1 protein-coding gene and 1 pseudogene are annotated in these 1,038 nt (G+C 43.0%); both read left to right on the top strand.

All coding sequences use genetic code 11. The features are described 5' to 3' along the window. Nucleotides 1-293: pseudogene (locus HMPREF2872_RS11855) on the top strand (hypothetical protein); the annotation flags it as partial. A 57-nt stretch (nt 294-350) separates the two neighbouring features. Then, complete coding sequence (locus tag HMPREF2872_RS04075) at nt 351-872, top strand: DUF4189 domain-containing protein (RefSeq protein ID WP_070631403.1); 522 nt, start codon at nt 351-353, stop codon at nt 870-872. Nucleotides 873-1,038: the final 166 nt, after the last annotated feature.

Genomic DNA, 1,038 nt, shown 5'->3' with positions numbered 1-1,038 from the left:
TACCGCCTATGGCAGGCATGTGGTTTAACGGTATCATGGCATCCTACTCTGGATACAATGCAATGCAAGGCTGGGGAAGCGGTCAGCCTGCAACACCGCCGGGGATGAATAGCCAACAGCAGCAGACTAATCATAATGTTCAGAATCGAGATGGCAATTCAGCCAATAATGGTAATTATGATCCAAGTCCACGACATACATGGACAACTGGTGGTATCCAGCAGACAAGAAGTACATCTACCGATGCCATGAAACAACCTGGGCAGCCTGGCAAAGGAAATAATCCATCCTAATCTAGTATTTTTACATTTGAATATTAAATATCTAAGAAACAAAAGATTGGACTTATAATGAAAAAATTACTTTTAGTACTATTAGGGCTAGTTAGCCTAAATATTTATGCCAACGGTTGTGGCGGAGAATACCAGCCTGCAACAGGTACTTGTCGCATTATCGATAGTTCGGGTCGACAGATTCTATATAACGTAGGAAGACCACAGTCTTCGAATAACGGTTACACTCAGAGCCAACCACGTGTTGTCAATATCAATGTTCCTTCAAAATACGGAGCATGGGCAATCAATCCCAAAACAGGTATTTCAGGTGGCGCACTTGATATGGATTCACTTGAGGCTGCAAAAAAGCTGGCCATTAAAACCTGCGAAGAAGGTGGAACGAATAAACCGTGTAAAGTTCAAGCCTGGGTTCGCAACGGCTGTATCGCCGTTGCTCAAGCAAAAGATGGTTCAGCTTTTTTTGGCATAAACGACCCGGGTATGGCTGAAGCGGAGGCATTAAGAAAATGTCGAAAACGTGGAGCTTTACAATGCAGAATCATTACTCCTGAAGGTTGCTCTATGCCGAAATTCTAATAGACCAAAGGCCGTCTATTGTTCAGACGGTCTTTTATGCCCTCCTATCATCCCAATTCTATTTTAACGAGTACGACACTATGAAAAATTTATCCATTTTTGTTTTAACAGCGGCTCTGCTACCGTTTTCTATGCCTGTAGTCAACGCTTCAGATATTGCCGGCAA

Source organism: Neisseria sp. HMSC069H12 (genome assembly GCF_001812735.1).
In the GTDB taxonomy this organism is placed as follows: Bacteria; Pseudomonadota; Gammaproteobacteria; order Burkholderiales; family Neisseriaceae; genus Neisseria; species Neisseria subflava.
This window is presented reverse-complemented; position numbering and strand designations above follow the sequence as displayed.

Excerpts from the sequence above, each read along its gene's own strand:
- HMPREF2872_RS04075 (WP_070631403.1), top strand. The coding sequence starts at position 351 with ATGAAAAAATTACTTTTAGTACTATTAGGGCTAGTTAGCCTAAATATT.